This window comes from Massilia sp. 9096 (assembly GCF_000745265.1).
Classification (GTDB): Bacteria; Pseudomonadota; Gammaproteobacteria; order Burkholderiales; family Burkholderiaceae_D; genus Telluria.
Genome location: NZ_JQNN01000001.1, coordinates 2,035,025 through 2,060,317, shown reverse-complemented (window position 1 = coordinate 2,060,317; position 25,293 = coordinate 2,035,025). Strand labels below are relative to the sequence as shown.

22 protein-coding genes, 1 tRNA gene and 1 pseudogene are annotated in these 25,293 nt (G+C 65.6%); 18 read left to right on the top strand and 6 right to left on the bottom strand.

Annotation, left to right across the window (positions count from 1 at the left end; all coding sequences use genetic code 11):
- Nucleotides 1-60 precede the first annotated feature (60 nt).
- Nucleotides 61-516, bottom strand: a complete 456-nt coding sequence (locus FA90_RS08745) for a hypothetical protein (protein WP_036168037.1) — start codon at nt 514-516, stop codon at nt 61-63.
- Nucleotides 513-1,307, bottom strand: coding sequence for a 3-hydroxybutyrate dehydrogenase (locus FA90_RS08740; protein ID WP_036168035.1), 795 nt, complete (start codon nt 1,305-1,307; stop codon nt 513-515). The genes FA90_RS08745 and FA90_RS08740 overlap by 4 nt, the downstream gene beginning before the upstream one ends.
- 160 nt (nt 1,308-1,467) lie before the next feature.
- On the opposite strand from FA90_RS08740, the gene FA90_RS08735 reads away from it, so the two are divergent.
- From FA90_RS08735 to FA90_RS08705, 7 genes are all read left to right on the top strand, one after another.
- Nucleotides 1,468-2,346 (top strand): alpha/beta fold hydrolase, encoded by an 879-nt coding sequence (locus FA90_RS08735; protein WP_036174895.1) that lies wholly within the window; start codon nt 1,468-1,470, stop codon nt 2,344-2,346.
- Between the two features lie 64 nt (nt 2,347-2,410).
- Complete coding sequence (locus FA90_RS08730; RefSeq protein ID WP_036168032.1) at nt 2,411-2,761, top strand: RidA family protein; 351 nt, start codon at nt 2,411-2,413, stop codon at nt 2,759-2,761.
- 36 nt (nt 2,762-2,797) lie between these two features.
- Complete coding sequence (locus FA90_RS08725; RefSeq protein ID WP_036168029.1) at nt 2,798-5,050, top strand: bifunctional (p)ppGpp synthetase/guanosine-3',5'-bis(diphosphate) 3'-pyrophosphohydrolase; 2,253 nt, start codon at nt 2,798-2,800, stop codon at nt 5,048-5,050.
- Nucleotides 5,051-5,115: 65 nt separating this feature from the next.
- On the top strand, nt 5,116-5,934 hold the full coding sequence (locus FA90_RS08720; protein WP_036168027.1) for an ABC transporter permease: 819 nt from the start codon (nt 5,116-5,118) through the stop codon (nt 5,932-5,934).
- 18 nt (nt 5,935-5,952) lie between these two features.
- Entirely contained in the window at nt 5,953-6,918 is a 966-nt protein-coding gene (locus FA90_RS08715) for an MlaD family protein (RefSeq protein ID WP_239700606.1), read from the top strand.
- Nucleotides 6,915-7,592, top strand: coding sequence for a hypothetical protein (locus FA90_RS08710; RefSeq protein WP_051971597.1), 678 nt, complete (start codon nt 6,915-6,917; stop codon nt 7,590-7,592). The genes FA90_RS08715 and FA90_RS08710 overlap by 4 nt, the downstream gene beginning before the upstream one ends.
- Before the next feature lie 89 nt (nt 7,593-7,681).
- Nucleotides 7,682-8,077 carry a hypothetical protein gene (locus FA90_RS08705; RefSeq protein WP_156116638.1) on the top strand — a complete coding sequence of 132 codons (396 nt, stop codon included), beginning with the start codon at nt 7,682-7,684 and terminating at the stop codon, nt 8,075-8,077.
- Between the two features lie 182 nt (nt 8,078-8,259).
- Here the strand turns inward: FA90_RS08705 and FA90_RS08700 are convergent, their stop codons facing one another.
- The 3 genes from FA90_RS08700 to FA90_RS08690 form a co-directional block, all read right to left on the bottom strand.
- Nucleotides 8,260-9,282 (bottom strand): NAD(P)/FAD-dependent oxidoreductase, encoded by a 1,023-nt coding sequence (locus tag FA90_RS08700; protein WP_051971596.1) that lies wholly within the window; start codon nt 9,280-9,282, stop codon nt 8,260-8,262.
- A gap of 101 nt (nt 9,283-9,383) precedes the next feature.
- Nucleotides 9,384-10,316, bottom strand: coding sequence for a cation diffusion facilitator family transporter (locus tag FA90_RS08695; RefSeq protein WP_036168020.1), 933 nt, complete (start codon nt 10,314-10,316; stop codon nt 9,384-9,386).
- A gap of 84 nt (nt 10,317-10,400) precedes the next feature.
- Nucleotides 10,401-13,076 (bottom strand): bifunctional diguanylate cyclase/phosphodiesterase, encoded by a 2,676-nt coding sequence (locus FA90_RS08690; protein WP_051971595.1) that lies wholly within the window; start codon nt 13,074-13,076, stop codon nt 10,401-10,403.
- A gap of 169 nt (nt 13,077-13,245) precedes the next feature.
- Between FA90_RS08690 and FA90_RS08685 the strand changes: the two genes are divergently transcribed.
- The 11 genes and pseudogenes from FA90_RS08685 (at nt 13,246) to FA90_RS08635 (ending at nt 24,289) form a co-directional block, all read left to right on the top strand.
- Nucleotides 13,246-13,322, top strand: a tRNA-Val gene (locus FA90_RS08685).
- A 227-nt stretch (nt 13,323-13,549) separates the two neighbouring features.
- Nucleotides 13,550-15,460 (top strand): threonine--tRNA ligase, encoded by a 1,911-nt coding sequence (gene thrS / locus FA90_RS08680; protein WP_036174883.1) that lies wholly within the window; start codon nt 13,550-13,552, stop codon nt 15,458-15,460.
- Nucleotides 15,461-15,496: 36 nt separating this feature from the next.
- Nucleotides 15,497-16,048: a translation initiation factor IF-3 gene (infC, locus tag FA90_RS08675; protein WP_275041328.1), complete on the top strand. Its 552-nt coding sequence runs from the start codon at nt 15,497-15,499 to the stop codon at nt 16,046-16,048.
- A gap of 352 nt (nt 16,049-16,400) precedes the next feature.
- On the top strand, nt 16,401-16,601 hold the full coding sequence (rpmI, locus tag FA90_RS08670) for a 50S ribosomal protein L35 (RefSeq protein WP_005667419.1): 201 nt from the start codon (nt 16,401-16,403) through the stop codon (nt 16,599-16,601).
- 20 nt (nt 16,602-16,621) lie between these two features.
- The gene (gene rplT / locus FA90_RS08665) at nt 16,622-16,984 is read left to right on the top strand and encodes a 50S ribosomal protein L20 (protein ID WP_036168008.1); all 363 of its coding nucleotides are present in this window, start codon (nt 16,622-16,624) and stop codon (nt 16,982-16,984) included.
- A gap of 160 nt (nt 16,985-17,144) precedes the next feature.
- Complete coding sequence (gene pheS, locus FA90_RS08660) at nt 17,145-18,176, top strand: phenylalanine--tRNA ligase subunit alpha (RefSeq protein ID WP_036168005.1); 1,032 nt, start codon at nt 17,145-17,147, stop codon at nt 18,174-18,176.
- Between the two features lie 34 nt (nt 18,177-18,210).
- Nucleotides 18,211-20,637 (top strand): phenylalanine--tRNA ligase subunit beta, encoded by a 2,427-nt coding sequence (gene pheT / locus FA90_RS08655; protein ID WP_036167989.1) that lies wholly within the window; start codon nt 18,211-18,213, stop codon nt 20,635-20,637.
- 164 nt (nt 20,638-20,801) lie between these two features.
- Nucleotides 20,802-21,227 (top strand): integration host factor subunit alpha, encoded by a 426-nt coding sequence (locus FA90_RS08650; protein ID WP_051971594.1) that lies wholly within the window; start codon nt 20,802-20,804, stop codon nt 21,225-21,227.
- A gap of 17 nt (nt 21,228-21,244) precedes the next feature.
- Complete coding sequence (locus FA90_RS08645; RefSeq protein ID WP_036167986.1) at nt 21,245-21,649, top strand: MerR family transcriptional regulator; 405 nt, start codon at nt 21,245-21,247, stop codon at nt 21,647-21,649.
- Nucleotides 21,650-21,850: 201 nt separating this feature from the next.
- Nucleotides 21,851-22,483 (top strand): annotated as a pseudogene (locus tag FA90_RS08640) (response regulator).
- Nucleotides 22,484-22,681: 198 nt separating this feature from the next.
- Nucleotides 22,682-24,289, top strand: a complete 1,608-nt coding sequence (locus FA90_RS08635) for a CHASE3 domain-containing protein (protein WP_081933742.1) — start codon at nt 22,682-22,684, stop codon at nt 24,287-24,289.
- Here the strand turns inward: FA90_RS08635 and FA90_RS08630 are convergent.
- On the bottom strand, nt 24,243-25,055 hold the full coding sequence (locus tag FA90_RS08630) for a Crp/Fnr family transcriptional regulator (protein WP_036167983.1): 813 nt from the start codon (nt 25,053-25,055) through the stop codon (nt 24,243-24,245). The two genes, FA90_RS08635 and FA90_RS08630, sit on opposite strands and share 47 nt — an antisense overlap.
- Nucleotides 25,056-25,293: the final 238 nt, after the last annotated feature.

Genomic DNA, 25,293 nt, shown 5'->3' with positions numbered 1-25,293 from the left:
AACCCATGGACTTGCCGGACGACCAAAGTGCCGCGCTGCGTATTATTCCTCCCTGCGTATTTATTCCTCCATATCCTGCAGCGACTGCTCGATCCCGACCTGCAGGTCGCGCAGGAAGGCGCCGCCCTTGGCCGACAGCGCGATGCCCGGCACCGCCAGTTCGATCAGGCAGCCCAGCGCCTGGCGGAACCATTCCATGTCGGTGCCCATCAGCGGCAGCGCATGCGCGTCGGTCAGGTAGTGCACGGCGCGCCCGAGCAGGGCCGGGTCGCGTCCGGCATTGGCCACCAGCAGCGCGAAATCCAGCGCCTCGCGCTCGAAGCGGTCCGCCAGCGTCTCCAGGATGTCGCGCGAGACGTCGGGCTGGCCCGAGGCCAATACCACGTGCGCCAGCTCGACGCAGGCTTCGTGCAGGCCGGGGGCGTGGATGCGCTCGCCGTCGTCATCGTCGCGCATCGGGTCGTTCATCGGGTCGTTCATCGGGTCGTCCATCGGGTCGTCGGTCGGATAGCTCACTGCGCCACCCAGCCGCCGTCCATGTTCCAGGCCACGCCGCGCACCTGGTTGGCGGCGGGGCTGCACATGAACACCGCCAGCGCGCCGAGTTCTTCCGGCGTGACGAATTCACCCGAGGGCTGTTTTTCCATCAGCAGCTCTTTCTTGGCCTGTTCGTTCGGGATGCCGGCGCGCGCCGCGCGGTCGTCGACCTGCTTTTGCACCAGGGGCGTGAGCACCCAGCCCGGGCAGATCGCGTTGGCGGTGACGCCGGTGGCGGCGCATTCGAGCGCGGTCGACTTGGTCAGCCCAACCAGGCCGTGCTTGGCCGCGACGTAGGCCGATTTACCGCTCGATGCGACCAGTCCGTGCGCCGAGGCGAGGTTGATGATCCGGCCCCAGTTGCGGCTTTTCATGGCGGGCAGCGCCAGTCGCGTGGTGTGGAAGGCGGACGACAGGTTGATGGCGATGATCGCGTCCCACTTCTCGACCGGGAAGTCCTCGACGTTGGCCACGTACTGGATGCCGGCGTTGTTGACCAGGATGTCGACTGCGCCGAACTTGTCCGCCGCGAAGGCCATCATCGCCTCGATCTGCTCGGGCCTGGACATGTCGGCGTTGTGGTAGGCGGTCTGCACGCCGAATTCATGGCCGATGTCGGTGTACAGCTTGTCGATCTGCTGGGCGTCGCCGAAACCGTTGAACACGATGTTGGCGCCTGCCTCGGCCAGCGCGCGCGCGATGCCCAGGCCGATGCCCGAGGTCGAGCCGGTGACGAGGGCGGTTTTGCCGCTCAAAATCTTCGATTGCATGGATTGCCTTTCTGGAATGGTGGGCCGCCCGGGTGGCGGAGGCGTTCTCTTGGTAGAATTCTAATCGCGCCGGCGGGTAAAATGTTGGCGCACGCCCGTGCCGTGCAGCGCGCGAGCGTCTTTAGTAATCGAACCGTGGTAGCGTCGAATGGAGCCGCATGTGACCGAACCGAGGCTGAAAACCGTGCAATGCAGCTCGCCCGCGGGCCTGCACCGCATGGCCTACAAAGAGTGGGGCGATCCCGCCAACCCGCGCGTGCTGGTGTGCGTGCACGGCGTCACGCGCGTCTCCGGCGACTTCGACGAGCTCGCGCGCGCGCTGTGCGGCGATTACCGCGTGGTATGCCCCGACGTGGCCGGACGCGGACGTTCCGAGCGCCTGCGCGACCCGTCGCACTACACGGTGCCGCAATACGTCGCCGACATGGTCACGCTGGTCGCGCGCGTCACCGCGGTGGGCGACGAGAGCAGCGTGCACTGGTTCGGCACCTCGATGGGCGGCCTGATCGGCCTGATCCTGGCCTCGCTGCCGGACAGCCCGATCACCAGGCTCGTGCTGAACGACATCGGCCCGACGCTGGATCCGGCGGCGATGGCGCGCATCGGCGAGTACATCGGCCAGGACGTGCGCTTTCCCAGCTTCGAGGCCGGCGCGCGGTACGTGCGCGACGTGTCCGCCTCGTTCGGCCCGCACAGCGACGCCCAATGGGACAAGCTGGCGCGCGACGTGCTGGTGCAGCAGCCCGACGGCCAGTGGACGCGCCACTACGACCTGGGCCTGGCCAAGCCCTTCGCCGCGATCACGCCGCAGCAGGCGGCCCAGGACCAGCAGATGCTGTGGCAGGCCTTCGATGCGATCCGCTGTCCGACGCTGCTGGTGCGCGGCGGCCAGTCCGACCTGCTGTCGCGCGCCACGGCCGAGGAGATGACGCGGCGCGGTCCGAAGCCCCGCCTGGTCGAATTCGCCGGGGTTGGCCATGCGCCGACCTTCGTGCAGCCCGACCAGATCGCCGCGGCGCGCGCGTTTCTGCTCGGTTGAGGTCTCGACTGCGTACTCGACCGGGCCCGGGCCCGACACCTTTTTCACATCAACCAGGAACACCATGGAAATCAAACGACTGCACGTAGGCAAGCGCCTGTCCGAAATCGCCATCCACAACGGCACCGTCTACCTCGCCGGCCAGATCGCCGAGAACACCAGCCAGGACATCGTCGGCCAGACGCGCGAAGTGCTGGGCTACGTCGACCGCCTGCTGGGCGAGGCCGGCAGCGACAAGACGCGCATCCTGAGCTGCCAGATCTTCATTTCCGACATGGCCAACTTCCCCGGCATGAACGAAGTCTGGGACACCTGGGTCACCCCGGGCCACACCCCGCCGCGCGCCACCGTCGAGGCCAAGCTGGCCAATCCCGCCTGCCTGGTCGAGATCGTCGTCGTCGCGGCGCTGCCTTGATGTCCGTTTTCGTTTCGTTTCAATAGTAGAGGCGCCATGGTATCGATTGCCGCGCTCGGCGACGTCACGTCCCAGCTGATCTTCGGACTCGGGCGCGAAGATTGCGTCCGCGTGCACGACGCGCTCGACTTCGCCGCCGCGGTCTACGGCGAGCGCCAGACCCGGCGCGGCCAGGATGCGCTCGAGTTTTCGCTCGGCGTGGGCGGCACGCTGGCGCTGCTGCGCGCCGACGCCGAGACGCGCATCGCCGGCCTGCTGTTCGAGCTGGGGCTGCTCGAGCCCGGCGCCATCGACCGGATCGAGGAGCGCTTCGGCAAGGAAGTGAGCGACATGGTGCGCGGCGTGCAGCAGCTGATCCGCCTGCGCGACCTGACGGCAAGCCAGGCGCCGGTCGGGCGCGGCAAGAACGCCGCCCAGCAGGCGCTGGCCCAGCTCGAAACGCTGCGCAAGATGCTGCTGGCGATGGCCACCGACATGCGCGTGGTGCTGGTGCGCCTGGCGTCCTGCGTCACCACGCTGCGCTTCTTCGCCGAGCAGAAGCGGTTCGATGCGGTCACGCACGACTACGGGCGCGAGGTGCTCGACCTGTACGCGCCGCTGGCCAACCGGCTCGGGATCTTCCAGCTCAAGTGGGAACTGGAAGACCTGGCCTTCCGCATGATCGAGCCCGAGACCTACAAGCGCATCGCCAAGATGCTCGAAGAAAAGCGCATGCTGCGCGAGAGCTTCGTGCAATCGTCGATCGAGCGCCTGGAGCAGGAACTGGCGGCCGCCGGCGTCAAGGCCGAGGTCAGCGGGCGGCCCAAGCACATCTACAGCATCTGGAAGAAGATGCGCGGCAAGGAGCTCGATTTCAGCGGCCTGTACGACGTGCGCGCGTTCCGCGTGATCGTCGCCGACGTGAAGACCTGCTACACCGTGCTGGGCCTGGTGCACAACATCTGGACCCCGATCCCGAAGGAATTCGACGACTACATCTCGCGTCCCAAGGCCAACGGCTACCAGTCGCTGCACACGGTGGTCACGGCCGAGGACGGGCGTCCGCTCGAAGTGCAGATCCGCACCCAGGAAATGCATGGCTTCGCCGAGTACGGCGTGGCGGCGCACTGGCGTTACAAGGAAGAGGGCGGCTCGAACTTCAAGAGCCAGAAGTACGACGAGAAGATCGCCTGGCTGCGCCAGCTGCTGGCCTGGAAGAGCGAAGTGGCCGACGCCGTCACCGGCAGCGGCGACGAGGACGCGCAGCGCGAATGGGTCGAAAAGCTCAAGTCCACCACGCTGGACGACCGCATCTTCGTGCTGACGCCGCAGGCGCGCGTGCTCGAGCTGCCGGTCGGCGCCACGCCGATCGACTTCGCCTACCACCTGCACAGCGAGGTCGGCCACCGCTGCCGCGGCGCCAAGATCGACGGCGTGATGGTGCCGCTGAACACCCCTTTGCGCAACGGCCAGACCTGCGAGATCATCACCGCCAAGGGTCCGGCCGGCAGTGCCGGTCCGTCGCGCGACTGGCTCAGCCCCGGCTACACGGTGTCGAGCCGCACGCGCACCAAGATCCGCGCCTGGTTCCACGCGCAGGAACTGGCCGAGACCCTGGCGCACGGGCGCGCGCTGGTCGAGAAGTCGCTGCAGCGCGAAGGCAAGACCGCGGTCAACCTGGAAGCGCTGGCGCACAAGCTCGGTTTTGCCAAGCTCGACGATTTGTTCATCGCGGTCGGCAAGGAAAAATTCAGCCTGCGCCACGTCGAGGCCGCGCTGCACGACCCGGCCGACGCGCCGCCGGCGCCGCCGCAGGATACGGCGGTGGTCAACAAGAGCCGCGCCTCGAGCGTCGAGCAGGGCGCCAAGTCGGGCGTGCTGGTGGTCGGGTCCGAGGGCATGTTGACCCAGCTGGCCAAGTGCTGCAAGCCGGCGCCGCCGGACCCGATCGTCGGCTTCGTCACCAAGGGCAAGGGCGTCTCGATCCACCGCACCAGCTGCAAGAACTTCGCCGAGATGGCCTCCAAGAACCCGGAGCGCGTGATCGAGACCGAATGGGGCCGCAGCGGGACGGACACCGTGTTCCCGGTCGACATCTTCATCCTGGCGAGCGACCGCCAGGGCCTGCTGCGCGACATTTCCGAAGTGCTGACGATCGCCAAGATCAACGTGACCGGGGTGAATACCCAGTCGGCCAAGGGCCAGGCGCGCATGGTGTTCACGGCCGAGATCAGTTCGACCGGGCAGCTGCAGCGGGCGCTGGCGGCCATTGCCGAGGTGGGCGGGGTGATGGAAGCGCGCAGGACCTGACCTGCGCCGGCGCGACGCGGTCAACCGTACCGCCCCAGCTCTGCCGGACACGGTATCATGTAAATATGCCGCTCACTTCGCTCGTCTATGTCAAGCCGCGCCACTGGGGCCGCCTCGCCGTGCGTTACGCCGCCAGCTGGTGGCGCATGCTGCACCTGGGCGCGGTCGCGCTGGTGATGGCGATGTCGCCCTCGACCTACAGCCGCGCCAATCGCCTGGCCACCTCGCGCTACATCTACGCCAGCACCTGGCAGGTGCTGCCCTGGTTCACGCTGCTCACCGCGCTGCTCAGCCTCGTCATCATCCGCATCGTGCTGGTCACGGCGCAGAGCTACGGCCTGTCGCGCTATGCGCTGGAGATGGTGGTGCGGGTGCTGGTGCTCGAACTGCTGCCGCTGTCGGCCGCGATGTTCGCCGCGCTGCGCGCCGGCATGGCCTTCGACGCCGACGCGATGGGGCTGGCGCGCAGCGGCGCACCTGGCATCACCTCGGCCCGCGCCGCGACCGCGGAAACGCTGGACAAGCTGCGGCGCGACCTGGTGCCGCAAGTGGCCGCCAACGCCTTCGCCGTGCTCAGCCTGGCGATGGTCAGCAGCGTGATCGTGCTGGTGCTGGCTTACCTGAACGTCTACGGGCTGTCGCACTGGGGCCTGCCCGACTACACGCGCACCGTGGGCCGGGTGTTCGATCCGACCGTCACCATCGGCTTCGTGTTCAAGACCGTGCTGTTCGGGCTGGCCGTGGCCGTGATCCCGAGCAGCGCGGTGCTCGAGCTGCTGCGCCACCCGAAGCAGATGCGTTCGAACGTGCAGCCGGGCGCACTGCGCCTGCTGTTCGTGCTGTTGATGATCGAAGCCGGCTCCCTGGCCGTCCGCTACATCTAGTTTGAGAAGGAATCCCGCATGCCCGATACCCCGCCCGACCCGCTGCGCCCCGAGGAAATGAACCCGCGACCCGACGAGCCGCGCCACGTCGAAGCCAAGGCACTGCTGCTCCTGATCGGGATCGGCGCGCTGATCGTCGCCTTCGTGCTGTACGTGATGTATGCGCGCGGCGTGTTCGAGCAGACCCAGCGCCTGACCCTGGTCGCCGAGGATTCCGAAGGCGTGATCCCGGGCATGGACATGACCTTCGCCGGCTTTCCGATCGGGCGCGTGCGCCAGGTCGAGCTGACCGCCGACGGCAAGGTCGGCATCGTGGTCGACATCCCGAAGGCCGACGCCCGCTGGCTGCGCACCACCAGCGTGTACACGCTCGAGCGCAGCGTGGTCGGCGAAACCCGCCTGCGCGCCTACAGCGGCGTGCTGTCCGATCCGCCGCTGCCCGACGGCGTGCGCCGTCCGGTCCTGCGCGGCGACGCCAGCGCCGAGATTCCGCGCCTGTTGACCACGGCGCGCACGCTGCTGGAAAACCTCGAGACCATGACCCGCGCCGACTCGCACATCGGCAACAGCCTGGCCAACGTCGAGACCCTCACGGGCAAGCTGAACGGCCGCTACGGCGTGCTCGGCACCGCGCTCGGCGGCGACGAGCAGGCGCACAAGCTGCTGCAGACGCTGGACCACGTCGACGCCTTGCTGGCCAAGACCGACCGCCGCGTGTTCGGCCGCAACGGCGTGATGGACGACGCCCAGGCCTCGGTCCGGGAATTGCACGGCTTGCTGAGCGATGCGCGCGGCACGCTGCAAAAGGTCGACGGCGTGCTGGCCGAGGCCCAGGCGGTGGGCGCCAACGCGCGCGGCGCGACCGCCGACCTGGGCCGGTTGCGCGGCGAGGTCGACGCCAGCCTGCGCAAGGTGAACCGCCTGGTCGACGAAATCAACCGCAAGTGGCCGTTCAAGCAGGACACGGAGATCAAGCTGCCATGACCCGACTCTCGCCCACGCGCGCACCCGCGCGTACGCATGCGCCCGCCCGCGCCTGGCTGGCCGCCGCCTGCACCGCAGCGCTGCTGTGCGCCTGCGCCAGCAAGCCGCCGGTCCCGAGCTGGCAGCCCGATGCCAGAAGCAGCCTGGACGGTTTCATGGATGCCTGGCTGCACGGCGACACGCTCGCCGCTGACGCCGAGTTCGCGCGCGCGCGCCGCGCCACCGCCGCCACCGGCCGCTTCGACCTGGTCGCCCAGGCCGAGCTGGTGCGCTGCGCGGCCCGGGTCGCCGCGCTCGACTACGATTGCCCCGGCTATGCCGCGCTCGCCGGCGACGCCACCGCCGCCCAGCGCGCCTACGCGGCCTACCTGGACGGGCGCTGGCAAGGGCTGGACGCCAGCCTGCTGCCCGAGCAGCACCGCAGCGTGGTGGCCAGCGGCAGCCTGGCCGGCGTCGCCGATCCGCTGGCGCGCCTGGCCGCGGCCGGCGCCTTGCTCAAGGCCGGGCGCATCGTACCGGGCGACATCGCGGCCGCGGTCGACACCGCATCGGCGCAGGGCTGGCGCCGTCCGCTGCTGGCCTGGCTCGGCGTGCAGGAGCAGCGCGCCCAGGCCGCCGGCGACGTCGCTGCTGCCGAGCAGATCCGGCGCCGCCGCGCGCTGGTGGGCGAGTAGTCCTACAGGGCTGCCATCCGTGCTCCTATTGGTGGCGCGCGCTGGGACGCTACCATCGAAGTACTGTTATCCATCACAAGGAGAAAATGATGAGTGGAAATAAAGATGGCGCACAGAACGTGCCGGACCAGGGCGGCGTCGGCTTCACCATGGATGAGGCCAGCAACCAGCGAAGTGCTGACCAAAGCGGCAACCAGCAGGGCAGCCGCCAAGCCACCAGCGGCATCCAGAGCAATTTCGCCCACGCCTCGCCCGAGAGCATGGTGAACGCGCCGGGCGCCCCGCAGAGCGGCGCCGGCAGCATCGCCGGCAAGGAGCGTGACGAGATCCCGGGCGGCGTCGCCAGCCAGATCGAGGCCAGCCGCAACCAGCAGGCCAGCCAGGACGCGCCGGCCCAGGGCGGCGTGCCCGGCACCCCGGCCGAGGATGGCCGCTATGGCGTGAATTCGTCGGAAGGCGCCGGCATGGAGCGCGGCGACAGCTGATCCCGGCTGGCCAGGCGCGGCAAGGCGGCGGCGCGTCGACGCATCGACGCGTCCTGAATGCCGGTCGCGCGGCCGGCAGGTCGAAATCGACCGGTTGTTCCTGCCCCGGATCATGCGCGAATTGCTTCCGAGGAGGACCCGGCAGGGCTGAGACGGCGCCGGGGCGCTTCAGGACTGCGGCGTCAGGATGCGGTCCAGGCGGCCTGGCCGGGGCGAACCGGCACCTGGCGCAGCGCCGGCGGCAGCTGGTTGTGGATGCGCACCGCCGCCTTGGCGGCGCCGCCGGTGGCCACCGCGATCTGGTTCAGGCCGACCGTGACGTCGCCGATCGCGTACAGGCCGGGCACGCTGGTGGCGTAATGGTCGTCGACCACGATCTCGTCGCAGTGCGCGGTCTTGGCGCCCAGCTCGACCGCCAGGTTCGAGCGCGCCTTTTCGCCCAGCATCGGATAAAACGTGTCGGCCGAATGGTCCTCGCCGTCGGCGGTGTGCAGCACCGGCTTCATCGACGCGTCCAGCGTCACCGAGACCAGCGGCGAATCGATGACGCGCACGCCGGCGGCGTCCAGGCGGCGCCGGTCTTCGTCGCTCAAGGCCGACGGCGCGCTGCGCTCGAACAGCGTGACGTCCGAACTGAAGCTGCGCATGAACATCGCGTGCCCGACCGGATTGGTGTCCGAGGTCGCCACGGCGATGCGTTTGTCCATCACGTCGAAGCCGTCGCACACCGGGCACAGGCGCACCGAGCCGTAGGCGATCGCCTCGCGCCAGCTCTCGATCGGCAAGCCGATGTCGGCCACGCCGGTGGCCAGCAGCACGGTGAGGGCGCGGATCCGCATCGGCTCGGCAACCGGCGCGGCGCCCGCCGCACCTTCCGCGCCGCCGTCGAGTTCGGGCTCGAGATTGGGCCGGTAGTCGGCGACGAACAGGCCGTCCTCGATGCGCAGCGCGACGATCTCGCCGGCGAGCACCTGGCCGCCGTAGCGTTCCAGCTGCACGGTCAGGTTGCCCAGCAAGGTGTGGCCGGGCACGCCGTCCGGAAAGCCGGGGTAGTTGTGCGAGACCGGGATCAGGCGCAGCCGGCTGTGACCCTTGTCGACCAGGGCGACGTTGCGGGTAAAACGGCGCAGGTAGATGCCGGCGGTCAGGCCGGCAGGGCCGCCGCCGATGATGAGGGTGTCGTACACGTGGTCTTGGATAGGCATGATCCGATTATCGGCAAGCGCCGTATGGACGGCCTATCGGCGCGCGCGCCGCGGGCAGGTGGGAGCAGGCTTACACTCAGCTGTAAATCGTAGCTGCAGGATCAGCAGTGCAGGTCGCGCTGGCCGCCGTAGGGTTCCGGCTGCAGCGTCACGTGGTCGATGCCGTGCCTGGCCAGCAGCATCGCCTTCACGGCGCGCAGCACCTCCGGCCAGGCGCCCATCTCCTCGATCTCGAGGTGGCCGATCAGCGCCGGCTCGCCCGGCGACATGTCCCACACGTGCAGGTCGTGCACCGAATGCACGCCGTCGATCGCGGCCAGGTCCGCGCCGACCTGCAGGTAGTCGACGTGGTGCGGCACGCCTTCCATCAGGAAGTGGTAGGACTCGCGCAGGATGCCGAAGGTCGACTTCAGGATCAGCAGCGACACGAAGATCGACAGGATCGGGTCGATGCGCAGCCAGCCGGTGTAGTAGATGATGGCGCCGGCCGCGATCGCCGCCACCGAGCCGAGCAGGTCGCCCAGCACGTTGACCAGCGCGGCGCGGGTGTTGATGCTCTGCTCGTCGCGCGACAGCACCCAGGCGGTGAGCAGGTTGATGCACAGGCCGATGCCGGCCACGATGAACACGGTGGCGCCGGCCACCGGCTGCGGATGCAGCAGGCGGTGCGCGGCCTCGTACACGATCCAGCACACCAGCAGCAGCATCGCCAGGCTGTTGACGAAGGCCGCCAGCGCCTCGGCGCGCACGAAGCCGAACGAATGCTGGCTCGAGGGCGGCCGGCGCGCGATCAGCTGGGCCATCAGGGCCAGGCCGAGGGCGGCGGCGTCGGTCAGCATGTGGCCGGCGTCGGAAATCAGCGCCAGCGAGTTCGAGGTCACCCCGGTGACCGCCTCGATCGCCGCGAACACCAGCACCAGCGCCAGCGCGATCCCCATCGCCTTCTGGCTGCGGCCTTCGATCGTGTGGGCGTGGCGGGCGTCACCGTCGAGGTGGGCGTGCAGGTGGGCGGAAGGCGAGGTCGGTTCAGGCATGGCGGATGGTCGTAAAACGTGCAGCGCCGAAGTGTACTTGAATTCGCCGCCGCCGTCGCCGCCCTCGTCGTGGACGGCGGCGCCTTACACCAGCGCGTGCTCGTGCGCGCGCAGGCGCTCTTCCAGGGCGGCGCGCGGCTCCGGCCGGGCGAAATAAAAGCCCTGCAGCTGGTCGCAGCCGAGCGCGGTCAGCAGGCCGGCCTGGTCGCCGGTCTCGACGCCCTCGGCAATGATCTTCAGGCCGAGCGCGTGGCCCAGGCTGATCATGCTCGAGATGATGGTGCGGCTCTCGGGGTCGTCCGGCAAGCCGGTGACGAAGGCGCGGTCGATCTTCAGGTAGTCCAGCGGCAGGCGCGCCAGGTAAGCCATCGACGAGTAGCCGGTGCCGAAGTCGTCGAGGGCGATGCGCAGGCCGAGCGCACGCAGCTGGCGCAGCTTGTCGATGGCGCCGTCGATGTCGGTCATCAGCAGCGATTCGGTCAGCTCGAGGTCGATGCCTGCCTCGGTCGGGTCGGGTCCGAGCGCGGCGCGCACGCGCGCGACGAAGTCGGGGCGCAGCAGCTGGGCGGCGCTGACGTTGACCGCGATGCGCAGCGCCGGGTCGCTCTGGCGCAGGTGGCGGCTGGCGGCGGCGGCCTGGCGCAGCACCCAGTCGCCGACCTTGTCGATCAAGCCGGTTTCCTCGAGCACCGGGATGAACCGGGCCGGCGAGACGCTGCCGAGCTCGGCATTGTGCCAGCGCAGCAGCGCTTCGACGCCGCTGATCTCGCCGCTGCGTGCGTCGATCTTGGCCTGGTAGTGCAGCGCGAACTCGGCGCGCTCCAGGCCCTGCGCCAGCTGGTAGTGCAGCTTGATGCGCTCGGCCACGCGCGCGTCGCCGTCGTCGTCGTGGAAGCGGCAGCGCTGGCCCAGCGCGCGCGCGCGCTCGAGCGCCGTCTCGGCGTTGGCCAGCATGGTCTTGGCGTCGTCATCGTGCAGCATGGCGATGCCGCCGAACGCCGACAGGGCGAACCGCTGGCCGATGGCCTCGAACTCGCGCCCGAAGCAGTGTTCGGCGATGCGTTCGTAGGCGGCCGCGGCTTCGGTCTCGAGCGCCAGCCCCGGCATCGTCAGCGCGAACAGGTTCGAGCCGAGACGCGCGCACTGGTCCTCGCCGGCGGCCTCGGACAGGCGGCGCGCGAACTGCTTCAGGGCGTCGTCGCCGACCGCGCGCCCGAAGGCGTCGTTGATCTGCTTGAACGCGGCCAGGTCGAGAACGGCCAGCGCCAATCCTTCGCCGCGGCGGCGCGACTGGGCGATGGCCTGGTTCAGGCGCTGCTCGAGCAGGCGCGGGTGCGCCAGGCCGGTCAGGGCGTCGAAGTAGGCCAGGTAGTCGAGCTGGCGGCGCTGCTCGAGGTGGCGGATGGCGAACACGATGTCGCCCACCAGTTCGTTCAGCAGGCGCAGCTCTTCGGCGTGGAAGAAGTTCGGCACCTCGGCATGCAGCTTGAAGATGCCGATGACCTTGCCGTCCAGGATCAGCGGGAAGACCGCGTAGGAGCGGATGCCCTGGGCCAGCATGTCGGCGTGGGAGGGGTCGTCCAGCTCGCGCGAGACGTCGTTCGACACGATCGGACGGGCGCAGCCGAACGCGCGCGCGATCGGCCCGGGGCGGCCGTTGGCCGGGTACAGCGACAGGCGCTGGAGCAGCGCGGCGTCCGGCGCCGCATTGATGCCGGCCACCAGCTCGATCGCCTCGCCGCGGGCGTCGAGCACGCCGAACCAGGCGCGCGGAAAGCCGCCGCGCTCGACCGCGATCCGGCTGGCTTCCTCGAAGAGGGCGGCGCGGTCATCGACGTGCGCCACCAGCGCGTTGACTTCGCTGAGGACCGAATACACGCGGTTCAGGTAATGGATGCGGGTTTCGGCGCGGTTGGTGATCGCCGTGTGCGCCACGATCAGCGCCATCATCAGCAGCAGCGAGCAGGTGACGACCAGGCTGACGCCGAATTCGGTGCTGTACAGGTGCATGGCTTCGCCGCGCAGGCGGATCCAGGCGAACAGCGGCATCGTGATCGACACCGACAGCAGCATGCGCCGGCCCATCCTGGCCGCCACGGTGCCGCTGCAGATCGGCGCGGCCACGCCGGCGTGCGGATGCAGGCCGAGGATGGCCAGCGCCAGCAGCAGCGTGACGATGGCGGTGCTGAGCGCCATCGGCTCGTAGGCGTGGAACAGCATGCGCGGCGCGCCGTACAGGTAGCCGAGCAGGGTGGCCATGCCGGCGCTGCCGAAGGCGATCGCCAGCGCTTGCGACGCGATCACGAAACGGCGCACGCCGCCGTTGGCGCAGGCCAGGGCGGCGCCCGCGAGCACCAGCGTGAGCGCGGCCAGCGGCGCCATGCGGCCGGGCGGACCCATCGCGCCGGGGTCGGCGGCCAGCAGGCAATCGATGCCGAGATTCCGGTCGAACAGATATTCGGCCCCGGTCAGGGCGCCGGTCAAGCCGGCCACGGCGGCGAGCGCGAACACGATGGGCAACGCCGGCGCCGTGCGGCGCGCCAGCAGCACCAGCCCCAAGGCCAGGCAGGCGAAGCCGAAAGCGGCATTCGCCTTCATCTGCATCTGGGCGCCGTGCAGGGGCGCGGGCGGGCTGACGTCCAGTCCGAGCAGCCAGCGCGACAGCATGAGCGTCGCGCTGGCCAGCAGCAGTGCGCCCGCGGCGAGCGGGAAGGTGGGGACGGCGAACTGTCCGAGTATGACGAGGCGCGCGATCTTCATGGGTAGGCTGGATTGTTTTTGTTGATTATACTGAGGAAATTATTTTATTGCTGAATTTTCCGATTCTATTGTCTGATTTTGCTGACTTTATGAACATGCACCTGATTCCACGGCGGAACACGGACGTGCCTTGCATAAGCGGCGCCAACTCACTATAATGTTCGGACACGGGCGGTTAGTTCAGCTGGTTAGAATACTTGGTCGACATCCAAGGGGTCGCAGATTCGAATTCTGCACCGCCCACCAGAATACTTTTGTAAGAGCGAGAAAGGCACAGTACGGTTATGACACCGCGAACTACAACGATGTTGTGGGGGAATCGCTAGACGCGGTACGGTGTGCTTTTGTCGTAAACAATCGATCGACAACACTGAAAGAAACGCGCCTGGTGCGCGTTTTTTTTCGTCCCGACTCTTTATATTTCAATTTTTTTAATACTCACTGGCGAAGAACACGCCGACATGGAGATCAATATGCTGAACGTGCGGCTCCCCGACGGCTCCAGCCGTCAATTCGAAGGCCCGGTCACGGTCGCCCAGGTGGCGCAGAGTATCGCCCCGAGCCTGGCCAAGGCGGCGCTGGCCGGCAAGGTCGACGGCAAGGTGGTCGACACCTCGTTCCTGATCGAGAGCGACGCCGACCTGGCGATCGTCACCGACAAGGATCCCGAAGGCCTGGACGTGATCCGCCACTCGACCGCCCACCTGCTGGCCTACGCCGTCAAGGAACTGTTCCCGGAAGCCCAGGTCACGATCGGCCCGACGATCGACAACGGTTTCTATTACGACTTCTCGTACAAGCGCCCGTTCACGCCGGAAGACCTGCAAAAGATCGAAAAGAAAATGGCCGAGCTGGCCAAGAAGGACGAGCCGGTCACCCGCAAGGTGCTGCCGCGCGACGAGGCCGTGGCCTACTTCAAGTCGATCGGCGAAGACTACAAGGCCGAGATCATCGCCTCGATCCCGGCGGGCGAGGACGTGTCGCTGTATTCGGAAGGCGGCTTTACCGACCTGTGCCGCGGCCCGCACGTGCCGTCGACCGGCAAGCTGAAAGTGTTCAAGCTGATGAAGCTGGCCGGCGCCTACTGGCGCGGCGACGCCAAGAACGAGATGCTGCAGCGTATCTACGGCACCGCCTGGGCCAAGAAGGAAGAGCAGGAGCAGTACCTGCACATGCTCGAGGAAGCCGAAAAGCGCGACCACCGCAAGCTCGGCAAGCAACTCGATCTGTTCCACTTCCAGGAAGAAGCGCCGGGCCTGATCTTCTGGCACCCGAAGGGCTGGACCATCTGGCAGCAGGTCGAGCAATACATGCGCAAGACCTACCAGATCACCGGCTACAACGAAGTCAAGGCGCCGCAGATCATCGACGTCAGCCTGTGGAAGAAGACCGGTCACTGGGACAATTATCGTGAAAACATGTTCACGACCGAGTCCGAAAACCGCACCTACGCGCTCAAGCCGATGAATTGCCCGGGCCACGTGCAGATCTATAACGCCGGCCTGCGCTCGTACCGCGACCTGCCGCTGCGCTACGGCGAGTTCGGCCAGTGCCACCGCAATGAATCGTCGGGTGCGCTGCACGGCCTGATGCGTGTGCGCGGCTTCACCCAGGACGACGGTCACGTCTTCTGCACCGAAGAGCAGATTGCGCCGGAAGTGGTGGCTTTCCACGCGCAGGCGATGCAGGTGTACACCGACTTCGGCTTCGAAAACATCGACGTCAAGATCGCGCTGCGCCCGGAAAACCGCATCGGCTCGGACGAAGTCTGGGACCAGGCCGAGGAGGCGCTGCGCTCCGCGCTGCGCGGCTGCGGCGTCGAGTGGACCGAACTGCCGGGCGAGGGCGCCTTTTACGGCCCGAAGATCGAGTACCACCTGAAGGACAGCCTGGGCCGTCCGTGGCAGGTCGGTACCATGCAGGTCGACTTCTCGATGCCGGGCCGCCTGGGCGCCGAGTACGTCGCCGAAGACAACACCCGCAAGGTGCCGGTGATGCTGCACCGTGCGATCGTCGGTTCGATGGAGCGTTTCATCGGCATCCTGATCGAGAACTACGCGGGCGCGCTGCCGCTGTGGCTGGCGCCGGTCCAGGTCGCAATCTTGAATATTTCCGATGCGCAAGCTGACTACGTGAAACAGATCGAAGCCAAGCTCAAGGCGGCCGGACTGCGTGTTCACGCTGATTTGCGGAATGAGAAGATTACCTATAAAATTCGCGAGCACTCCGTCCAAAAACTGCCGTACATACTGGTTGTTGGCGACAAGGAACGGGATGCCAATACTGTGGCCGTTCGTGCACGTGGCAATGTCGACCTCGGCGTGATGTCGATCGATGCATTGCTGGAGCGCCTCCAAGGCGAGGTGGCAACCAAGGCGAAGTAAGCGTAGAACCTGCATGGTTCGCCTTGAGACGGCCCTATTTACCTAACTTTCAAAGGAAACAACATAGCTACTGACAAGTCGCAGAATCGCATCAATGGCGAAATCACCCACCCGGAAATGCGTCTGAACGGGGTGGACAACGAGCCGCTGGGCATTGTGAGCCTGGCCGAGGCGTTTCGTCTGGCTGAAGAAGCGAACGTCGACCTGGTGGAGATCGCGCCGAACGCGGTCCCGCCGGTGTGCCGTTTGATGGACTACGGCAAGTTCAAGTATTCGGAACAGAAGAAAGCGCACGAAGCGAAGCTGAAGCAGAAGATCATCCAGGTCAAGGAGATCAAATTCCGTCCGGGTACCGACGAAGGTGACTACAGCATCAAGCTGCGTAACCTGATCAAGTTCCTGGAAGAAGGCGACAAGACCAAGATCACGCTGCGTTTCCGTGGCCGCGAGATGGCCCACCAGGATATCGGCGCACGCATGCTGGAACGCCTGCGCGGCGACCTCGAGCCGTATGGCCAGGTCGAGCAGTTCCCGAAACTGGAAGGCCGCCAGATGATCATGGTGGTCGCGCCCAAGAAGAAGAAGTAATTCTTCGCTTCGCCTCGCGCGCGCTTGCCCAACGGGCGGCGCGCCGGTCGTGACAGTCGAGCCGGGTCGAGCCCGGGTCCCAGGTGCGTCCTGCGGCCCGGGCTCGACCCTTTTCGCCTTGAATATTCTTAACGTCCGGCACCGTCCGGTGTCGCCGGGCAGTCTCCGAGGGGGCACATTTTATGAAAACTGTGCTAGAATCCTCGGTTCCCGTGTCTCATGATGCGGGCTGCAAGACTGTAGTGGACTCGCTTCTGCTGCAGAAACAAGTGAAAGCAGGCATCCAAGAGCAGCGTTGCTGCCACCTGCAATCCTGTTACATATGAGGCTGTCCATAAAAGGGCAGATGACTATGCCGAAAATGAAAACCAAAAGCTCCGCGAAGAAGCGTTTTCGCGTGCGTCCGGGTGGTACCGTCAAATCGGGTATGGCGTTCAAGCGTCACATCCTGACCAAGAAGACCACCAAAAACAAGCGCCAGCTGCGTGGCACCCGTAACATCAATGCGTCGGACGTCACCAGCGTCTACCGCATGATGCCGTCGGCCGTCTAATCTCACACTAAGGAGCGAATATGCCTCGAGTAAAACGTGGGGTTACTGCACGTGCCCGTCACAAGAAGGTTCTTGAGCTTGCCAAAGGCTATCGTGGCCGCCGCAGCAAAGTATTCCGTATTGCCAAGCAAGCCGTCATGCGCGCTGGCCAGTACGCATACCGCGACCGCCGCAACAAGAAGCGCGTTTTCCGCGCACTGTGGATCACCCGTATCAACGCGGCTTCGCGTTCGCACGGCATGACCTACAGCGTATTCATGAACGGCCTGAAGAAAGCCGCGATTGAACTGGACCGTAAAGTCCTGGCCGACATGGCTGTGAACGACAAGCCGGCATTTGCCGCTATCGTGAACACCGTCAAGGCGCAAGTCGCTGCCGCTTAATTCAAGCGAGCGAACTGCACAGCAGTACAGCGCCCGGCCATCGCCGGGCGCAAAAAGGACGGGGCAGAGGGTTAATCACCTTATGCCCCGTTTTTGATTGTGGCGCCGATCGCCCAGTTGGCTCGATGAGCCGCGCCCTCAAAACAGGAACAGAACAAGCATGGATCCGCAAGCACAACCCGCGCTCGAAGAACTCGTCGTTTCGGCACAGTCGGACTTTGGCGCCGCACAAGACGCAGCCGCGCTGGAAAACGCAAAAGCGAAATACCTCGGCAAGACCGGCCAGGTGACCGACCTGATGAAGGGCCTCGGCAAGCTCGACCCCGAACAGCGCAAGGCGCAGGGCGCCTTGATCAACGCCGCCAAAGAAAAAATCGAACAGGCGTTGACGGCTCGCCGCGAGGCGCTGGCCAATGCCCAGCTGCTGGCGCGCCTGAATGCGGAAAGCATCGACGTCACCCTGCCGGGCCGTGGCCGCTCGATCGGCGGCATCCATCCTGTCATGCGCAGCTGGGAGCGCGTCGAGCAGATCTTCCGCTCGATCGGTTTCGACGTGGCCGACGGCCCGGAAATCGAGACCGACTGGACCAATTTCACCGCACTGAACAGCCCGGAAAACCATCCGGCCCGTTCGATGCAGGACACCTTCTATATCGAAGGCAACGACAGCACCGGCAAGCCGCTGCTGCTGCGCACCCACACCAGCCCGATGCAGGTGCGCTACGCGCGCACGCATACGCCGCCGATCAAGGTGATCGCGCCGGGCCGCACCTACCGCGTCGACAGCGATGCCACCCACTCGCCGATGTTCCACCAGGTCGAAGGCCTGTGGATCGGCGAAGACATCAGCTTCGCCGACCTGAAGGGCGTCTACCTGAATTTCGTCAAGGCCTTCTTCGAGACCGACGACCTGCAAGTGCGCTTCCGCCCGTCGTACTTCCCATTCACCGAGCCGTCGGCCGAGATCGATATCGCCTTCGGTTCCGGTCCGCTCAAGGGCCGTTGGCTGGAAGTCTCGGGCGCCGGCCAGGTGCATCCGACCGTCGTGCGCAATTTCGGCCTGGACCCGGAAAAATTCATCGGCTTCGCGTTCGGTTCCGGCCTGGAGCGCCTGACCATGCTGCGTTACGGCATCAACGACCTTCGTCTCTTCTACGAGGGCGACCTGCGCTTCCTGAAGCAGTTCAACTAATAAGAACAACGCGAACCCAACAAGGCAAACGAATATGCAATTTTCCGAAAACTGGCTCCGTTCCATGGTCGATCCGAAGATCAATTCGGACGAACTGGCCCACCTGTTGACGATGTCTGGCCTCGAGGTCGAAGAAGTCGAGGCCGTGGCGCCGCCGTTCTCGAACGTGGTGGTGGCCGAAGTCAAGGAAGTGGTCAAGCACCCGAACGCCGATCGCCTGAACGTCTGCCAGGTCGACGCCGGCACCGGTACGCTGCTCAACATCGTCTGCGGCGCCCCCAACGTGCGCGCCGGCATGAAGGCGATCTGCGCCAAGGTCGGCGCCGTCCTGCCCCCGGGCGCGGACGGCAAGCCGTTCGAGATCAAGCTGGGCAAGCTGCGCGGCGTCGAGTCGCAAGGCATGATGTGTTCGGCCAAGGAACTGAAGATCTCGGAAGAGGGCAGCGGCCTGATGGAGCTGCCGGAAGACGCGCCGGTCGGCCAGAACATCCGCGATTACCTGGGCCTGAACGACCTGAAATTCACGATCAAGCTGACCCCGAACAAGGCGGACTGCCTGTCGGTGCTGGGTGTGGCGCGCGAAGTCAGCGCGCTCACCGGCACGCCGATGAGCCTGCCGTCTTTCCGTCAGGTGGCTGTGAGCACCGACGAAATCCTGCCGGCCAAGATTTCGGCGCCGGACCTGTGCGGGCGCTTCACCGGCCGCGTGATCCGCGGCCTGAACGCGCGCGCCGCGACGCCGGAATGGATGAAGCGCCGCCTGGAGCGCAGCGGCCAGCGTTCGGTGTCGGCCCTGGTCGACATCTCGAACTACGTCATGCTGGAAGTGGGCCGTCCGTCGCACGTGTTTGATCTGGCCAAGATCCACGGCAGCCTGGACGTGCGCTGGGGCCGCAAGGGCGAATCGCTCAAGCTGCTCAACGGCAACACTGTCGAGGTCGACGAATGGGTCGGCGTCATCGCTGACGAGAAAGAGATCGAATCGCTCGCCGGCATCATGGGCGGCGACTCGACCGCCGTCACGCTCGACACGACCGACATCTACCTGGAAGCCGCATTCTGGTGGCCGAACGCGATCCAGGGCCGTGCGCGCCGCTACAATTTCTCGACCGATGCCGCGCACCGTTTCGAGCGCGGCGTCGATTATGCAACCACGGTCGATCACATCGAGCGCATCACCTCGCTAATCAACGAGATCTGCGGCACGCCGGAGACCCTGGTCGGCCCGATCGACGACCAGATCGCCAATCTGCCGCAGCGTCAGCCCGTGATGCTGCGCACCGAGCGCGCCGCCAAGGTCATCGGCGTGGCGCTGAGCGACGCCCAGATCGCCGACATCTTCACGCGCCTGCGCCTGCCGTTCACCCAGGAGCCGGGCAAGTTTTTCGTGACCTCGCCCTCGTACCGCTTCGACATCGAGATCGAGGAAGACCTGATCGAGGAAGTCGCGCGCGTCTACGGTTTCGAGAACATCCCGACCTTGCCGCCGGTCGCGCCGAGCGCGATGCTGATCGAGCCGGAAAACACCCGCTCGCTGTTTGCGATCCGTCATCAGCTCGCCGACCTGGGCTACCAGGAAGTCGTCAACATGAGCTTCGTCGAGCAGGCTTGGGAGGCGGACTTCGCCAACAACGTCGATCCGATCCGCCTGCAGAACCCGATCGCCAGCCAGATGAGCGTGATGCGCTCGACGCTGGTCGGCAGCCTGGTCGCCAACGTGCGCTACAACCTGAACCGAAAGGCCGGCCGCGTGCGCGTGTTCGAAGTCGGCGGCGTGTTCCTGCGCAATCCGCAGGCGCAGGACGGCCCGCTCGCGGTCGCCGGCTTCGACCAGCCCAAGCGCGTCGCCGCGATCGCCTATGGTCCGGCGTCCGACGAGCAGTGGGGCATGGCCAGCCGCGCCGTCGACTTCTTCGACGTCAAGGGCGACCTGGAAGCGCTGTTCGCACCGCGCCAGCTGCGCTTCGAGAAGACCGAGCACCCGGCGCTGCACCCCGGCCGCTGCGCCGCGGTCGTGCTGGACGGCGAGCAGATCGGCTTCGTCGGCGAGCTGCACCCGCGCTGGCTGCAAAAGTACGAGCTGCCGCAAGCGCCGGTGCTGTTCGAAGTCGACGCCGATGCCTTGCGCGCGCGCGCGCTGCCGCGCTACACCGAGATTTCCAAGTTCCCGGGCGCCACGCGCGACCTGGCGCTGGTGGTGAAGCAGGACGTTCCGGCCCAAGCCTTGCTCGATGCATTTAACAATGAGCTGGCGTCGAACGCCAACGGCAATCTCGTGCAAGCCGTTGTTTTGTTTGACGAATACCGCGGCAAAGGGTTGGAGCAGGATGAAAAAAGTCTTGCTTTCCGCTTTAGCTTGCAAGATACTCAATCGACGCTGCAGGACGAATCCGTGGACGCAATCATGGCCGCGATCGCTGCTGCCGCGCAACAAAAACACGGTGCCAAACTCCGTGGTTAAAAACGTCGCTGGCCGAAAGGCTACGTGCGTAACGGAGCATCGAGAAACCGTCGCGAGCGGCCGCAGTTCGGGTTGAGAAGCGCAACCGTACTTACGGTACGGTGAGCATCGCAGACCCGAAATGCAACGCGCAGCAGGTTTATCGAGCTCCCACCGATAGAGGGATGAAAATTAATAACAACGACTTGAATTCTGCCGTGCTCGAGGAGGCGCTGGCCGCCCACCGGGTACGTCAGGAAGCGCAAAAGGAGTTGCCGACCCTGACCAAGGCGGAGCTGGCCGAGCTGCTGTTCGAGCAGGTCGGCCTGAACAAGCGCGAAGCCAAGGACATGGTCGAAACCTTCTTCGACGAAATCCGCAACGCGCTCGAGCGCGGTGAGGCGGTCAAGCTGTCCGGCTTCGGCAACTTCCAGTTGCGCGACAAGCCGCAGCGTCCCGGCCGCAACCCGAAAACCGGGGAAGAAATCCCCATCACGGCGCGCCGCGTCGTGACCTTCCACGCCAGCCAGAAGCTGAAAAGCATGGTCGAAGAGGCGAATCCGGCCAAGCCGGACAGCCCCGATAGCCATTCCCTGGCGCGTGCAGCCTGACCAGCCCGTAACGACCCATGACCGACCGACCGAACAAGACCGAACTGACCGTGCTGCCGCCGATTCCGGCCAAGCGATATTTTACGATCGGGGAAGTCAGTGAATTGTGCGGGGTCAAGCCGCATGTATTGCGTTACTGGGAACAGGAATTTACCCAGCTTAAGCCTGTCAAACGCCGTGGGAACCGACGCTATTACCAGCATCACGAGGTGTTGCTGATCCGCCGGATCCGCGAGTTGTTGTACGAGCAGGGCTTTACCATCAGCGGCGCGCGCAACCGCCTCGACGGCCGAGGCGCTTCGGTGGAAGAAGCCGAAGTCGCACCCCCCACGCCGCCGGCGCCGACCATCGCGCCCGAACAGCTGCGCGAAGAGCTGCATGCGATCCTCGACCTGCTCAAGCACGGCTCCCAGGCCGCCTGAATCAACTTAAAGAGCCGCTTCGAAAACCGTAGGTTTGCGGGGCGTCTCGGCGAGCTCAGGCGTTCGTGCTCCTGTTGTTCTGCACCTCGGAGGTGCTAGAATGTCACTTGCGAATGTCGCTGACTCAAACGCATGACCTAACGGGGGTGTGAGGTGTCAGCCTCAGCTCTTTCCTGTACCAGGAAAATTTAAGGGAAGACAATGATACGCGTTGCCATTTGTGACGATCACCAGATAGTTCGAGCAGGATTCAAACAGATTTTTTCTTCGTCGGGCGAATTCGAAGTCGTCGCCGAAGGCGCTACCGGGCGTGAAGCCCTCGATATCGCGCGTCGCGAGATTTGCGACGTGCTGCTGTTGGACATCGCGATGCCCGACCAAAGCGGCATCGACATCCTGCGCACGATCCGCCAGGGCCAGCCCAACCTGCCGGTGCTGATCCTGTCCGGCTATCCGGCCCAGCAGTACGCACTGAACCTGTTCAAGATGGGCGCCAACGGCTACCTGAACAAGGAATGCGACGCCGACGAGCTCAAGACCGCAGTGCGCACCGTCTTCCAGGGCCGCCGTTACGTCAGCTCCCAGGTCGGCGAACTGCTGGCCCAGAGCTTCGACCGCGACCCCAACACGGCTTTGCATACCGAGCTGTCCGACCGTGAATTCCAGGTGTTCCTGCGCCTGGCCAAGGGGGCGACCGTCTCGGACATCGGCAACGCGCTTTCGCTGTCGATCAAGACCGTGTCGACCTACCGTACCCGCATCATGGAATAAATGGGGCTGCAGTCCAACAGCGACCTGACCTATTACGCCATGAAAAACAACCTGCTCGACTGAGAGCAGCCGTGTCCGGCGGCATGCCCTGACGGGTATGCTCCTTTGCCGCGTCGTCATCCAATTGCGATGATCGTGTCGCGCGTAGTCCCTCTGCCACATTTATCCCGGTTTCGCGCGATTCGGGCGCCAATGCGGCTCCATGGCAATGTCACGGGCATATAATCGGCCCTGATTGACTTGCCGCGCGAAAGGAAGAGGATGTATTTCTCCACCGACCCCACCTCCAGGCCGGTACGCAGCCTTCCGCCGTACCAGACGCTGCTTTGTATCGTCTGCGTCCTGATCCTCGTGGTCAACGGCATCAGCCTGTTGCGCAACCTCGGCGACTTGAATGCCGCCAACAGCCACCAGGCGCGCGCCGACCGGGTCGCCGCCAAGCTTCAATACCTTAACCTGCTCGTGACCGATGCCGAAAGCGGTCTGCGCGGCTATTACCTGTCCGGTTCGGACACCTATCTCGGCCCCTTGCGCACGGCTCAGCGGGAAATCGACGGCCAGTTCGCCGAGCTCAAGGGCCTGGTCGCCGACGACCCCGGGCAATCGAAGAACCTGGCCCAGCTGTACGAGCTGGTGCGGCGCCGCCTGGGGCTGATGCAGCAAGGACTCGAGGTGTATCGCGAGGGCGGCCTGGACGACATCGTCGCGATCGCGCGGGCGGGCGAAGACCGTACCCGCATGGACGAGATCCGCATGCAGGTCGTGATCATGGCCGGCGAGCAGAACGAGCTGCTGGCTGCGCGCGGCGCCGCTTTTTACGAGCACGTGCGGCGCACTGCCTTGCTCGGCATCGGCATCAACGTCGCGGCGATCTTCGTGCTGGTGCTGTTCTATAACCTGATCCGGCGCGGCTTCCGCCTGCGTCTCGAGGCCGAACGCGCCCTGCAGCAGACCAACGACCACCTGGAAAGCCTGGTGGCGGCCCGCACCGAGCAGCTGTCGGTGCTGTCGCGCCACCTGATCCGCGTGTCGGAAGATGAAAAAGCGCGCCTGGCGCGCGAACTGCACGACGAGATGGGCGCCAACCTCACCGCGATCGGCATGGCCCTGGCGACGGTCGGCGAGCAGCTCAAGGCCAGCCGTCCGGAACTGGCCGCCAGCCTCGCGGGCGCGCGCACGACCCTGGTCGAGACCGTGCAACTGAAGCGCCGTATCGTCGAGGACCTGCGCCCCAGCCTGCTCGACAACCTCGGCCTGTCGGCGGCGCTGCAGAGCTATTGCGAGGATTTCGCGCGCGTGACCGGCATCGACTGCGAAGCGCTGATCGACGACGACGTCGACGATGCCGGTCCGATGCAGGCGATCGCGCTGTTCCGCATCACCCAGGAAGCCTTGAACAACATCGCCAAGTACGCCAAGGCCAGGCATGCGATCGTGCACCTGGCGCGCGAAGGCGAGGCGCTCGCGCTGGAAGTCAGCGACGATGGCGTGGGCATTGCGGCCGACGCGATGCGGCGCCCGAAATCGCACGGCTTGCTTGGGATGCGTGAACGCGCTTTGCTGTTGGGTGGGAGCTTGCAGGTGGGGCGCGGTGTGAACGGCATCGGCACCAGCGTGCATGCTTGCGTGCCGCTGGCGGCGCCGGGCGGCGAAACGCTCGGGGCTGCAGGGACTGCAGGGGCCGCGTCAGGCGGCGCCCTGGTCTTGCCGTTGCCGGCGCTGGGCCAGGCAGGTGGTACGGGTCAAACGGATGAGGCGGGTGTTGCGAACGGCGCTTCGGCCGCCCAGGCGCCGCAATCGGCCCAGGGCGGCGCTGCGCCGATCATGCACGTGCGACGTCCATCAGCAGACGGTCATACTCGCTTTTAGCGACCTTGTAGCATTCGCCGGCGTAGTCTTCCAGGCCCTGGCGGTTCAGCACGGTGATGTTGCCGCGGCGGTACTGGATCAGGCCTTCGTCCTGCAGTTTGCCGGCGGCGGCGGTGATGCTCTCGCGGCGCACACCCAGCATGATCGAAATCAGTTCCTGGGTCACTTTCAGCTCGTTGCTGGCAGAGCGGTCCAGGCGGTCCAGCAGCCAGCGGCACAGTTTCTGCTCGATCGAGCTGTGACGGCCGCCGACGGCGTTCTGCGCCATCTGGGCGAACAGGGCGTTGGTGTAGCGCATCAGCAGCTGCGGCAGGGCGCCGCCCTTGGTGAAGGCGTCGCGCAGGTATTGGGTTTTCAGGCGGTAGCCATAGCCGGCACTCTGTACGACCGCGCTGCAGGTGGCGCGCTCGCCCATGAACAGCGACACGCCGGCTGCGCCTTCGTGGCCGATGACGGCGATTTCGGTGGTGGCGCCGTCTTCCATCACGTACAGCAGCGACACGATCGCGGTGGTCGGGAAGTACACGTATTCGAGTTTGCTGCCGAATTCGAACAGTTCTTTGCCGAAAGGCAGCGGAACCAGCTCAAGGTGCTCAACCAGGGTTTCCAGATCCGGGCGCGGCAGGGCTGCCAGCAGCTCGTTCTGTTGGGTGCCGCTGTAGCTGACAACCGGTCGCACCGCTTTCGACTCTTCGGTCATTGCCGAGATCTGGTTAACCGATTGCATCTTCTTTTGTGCGGTCACACCGAGTTGAGCGTTGTTCATTTTATTTCCTCTTTATCTCTGACTTACATCACTGGGCGATTGCTTGGATGGGTTTCCTCATCGCGATGTGTGTACATTAATGCCATAGTGTCTTGCCGAACATAAGACTAGCTGTCGCCCCCATGTAGGTTCGATGCATGATGTTTTGTCAGTCCAGTCCTACTAGAGAAAATCGCGAAAAATCACGGTTTCTGTGACTGTTCATTAAGATTCCACTCTACACGGACATATGCGCGCA

Bases quoted from the DNA above. Each gene is read 5' to 3' on its own strand.
- FA90_RS08700 (WP_051971596.1), bottom strand. From the start codon at position 9,282: ATGCCTATCCAAGACCACGTGTACGACACCCTCATCATCGGCGGCGGC.
- FA90_RS08725 (WP_036168029.1), top strand. From the start codon at position 2,798: ATGGTATCGATTGCCGCGCTCGGCGACGTCACGTCCCAGCTGATCTTC.
- FA90_RS08635 (WP_081933742.1), top strand. From the start codon at position 22,682: ATGTATTTCTCCACCGACCCCACCTCCAGGCCGGTACGCAGCCTTCCG.
- FA90_RS08720 (WP_036168027.1), top strand. From the start codon at position 5,116: ATGCCGCTCACTTCGCTCGTCTATGTCAAGCCGCGCCACTGGGGCCGC.
- FA90_RS08695 (WP_036168020.1), bottom strand. From the start codon at position 10,316: ATGCCTGAACCGACCTCGCCTTCCGCCCACCTGCACGCCCACCTCGAC.
- FA90_RS08630 (WP_036167983.1), bottom strand. From the start codon at position 25,055: ATGAACAACGCTCAACTCGGTGTGACCGCACAAAAGAAGATGCAATCG.
- FA90_RS08690 (WP_051971595.1), bottom strand. From the start codon at position 13,076: ATGAAGATCGCGCGCCTCGTCATACTCGGACAGTTCGCCGTCCCCACC.
- rpmI (WP_005667419.1), top strand. From the start codon at position 16,401: ATGCCGAAAATGAAAACCAAAAGCTCCGCGAAGAAGCGTTTTCGCGTG.
- FA90_RS08710 (WP_051971597.1), top strand. From the start codon at position 6,915: ATGACCCGACTCTCGCCCACGCGCGCACCCGCGCGTACGCATGCGCCC.
- FA90_RS08645 (WP_036167986.1), top strand. From the start codon at position 21,245: ATGACCGACCGACCGAACAAGACCGAACTGACCGTGCTGCCGCCGATT.
- pheS (WP_036168005.1), top strand. From the start codon at position 17,145: ATGGATCCGCAAGCACAACCCGCGCTCGAAGAACTCGTCGTTTCGGCA.
- pheT (WP_036167989.1), top strand. From the start codon at position 18,211: ATGCAATTTTCCGAAAACTGGCTCCGTTCCATGGTCGATCCGAAGATC.
- FA90_RS08650 (WP_051971594.1), top strand. From the start codon at position 20,802: ATGAAAATTAATAACAACGACTTGAATTCTGCCGTGCTCGAGGAGGCG.
- FA90_RS08715 (WP_239700606.1), top strand. From the start codon at position 5,953: ATGCCCGATACCCCGCCCGACCCGCTGCGCCCCGAGGAAATGAACCCG.
- FA90_RS08740 (WP_036168035.1), bottom strand. From the start codon at position 1,307: ATGCAATCGAAGATTTTGAGCGGCAAAACCGCCCTCGTCACCGGCTCG.
- rplT (WP_036168008.1), top strand. From the start codon at position 16,622: ATGCCTCGAGTAAAACGTGGGGTTACTGCACGTGCCCGTCACAAGAAG.
- FA90_RS08705 (WP_156116638.1), top strand. From the start codon at position 7,682: ATGAGTGGAAATAAAGATGGCGCACAGAACGTGCCGGACCAGGGCGGC.
- thrS (WP_036174883.1), top strand. From the start codon at position 13,550: ATGCTGAACGTGCGGCTCCCCGACGGCTCCAGCCGTCAATTCGAAGGC.
- FA90_RS08730 (WP_036168032.1), top strand. From the start codon at position 2,411: ATGGAAATCAAACGACTGCACGTAGGCAAGCGCCTGTCCGAAATCGCC.